General features: G+C 57.5%; 1 pseudogene. It reads right to left on the bottom strand.

Going from position 1 to position 247, the window contains the following annotated elements:
- Positions 1 to 215: pseudogene (locus SB719_RS21855) on the bottom strand (type II secretion system protein GspF); the annotation flags it as partial.
- Positions 216 to 247: the final 32 nt, after the last annotated feature.

Below are 247 nucleotides of genomic sequence, written 5' to 3'. Positions count from 1 at the left end.
AACAGCGCCAGATCTGCCGCCGCCACGCGACGATGTGCGTGCCGCCGACGCTGCAACATCCCCCCTGCCGATGCATTCATCCGGGCTTCAATGTGCACGGGAATGAGGTCTTTACCACGCAACAATTGACGGGCATGACGCGCGGAATCCGCCTCAATCATGCCTTTGGTTTTGCGACCATTACGCTCCAGCGCCTGATAGTAAAACAGTGCCATTACGCCTCCATGGTTACCCGCAGAACTTCATC

The organism is Pantoea sp. SIMBA_079, from assembly GCF_046940275.1.
GTDB classification, from domain to species: Bacteria; Pseudomonadota; Gammaproteobacteria; order Enterobacterales; family Enterobacteriaceae; genus Pantoea; species Pantoea borealis.
This window is presented reverse-complemented; position numbering and strand designations above follow the sequence as displayed.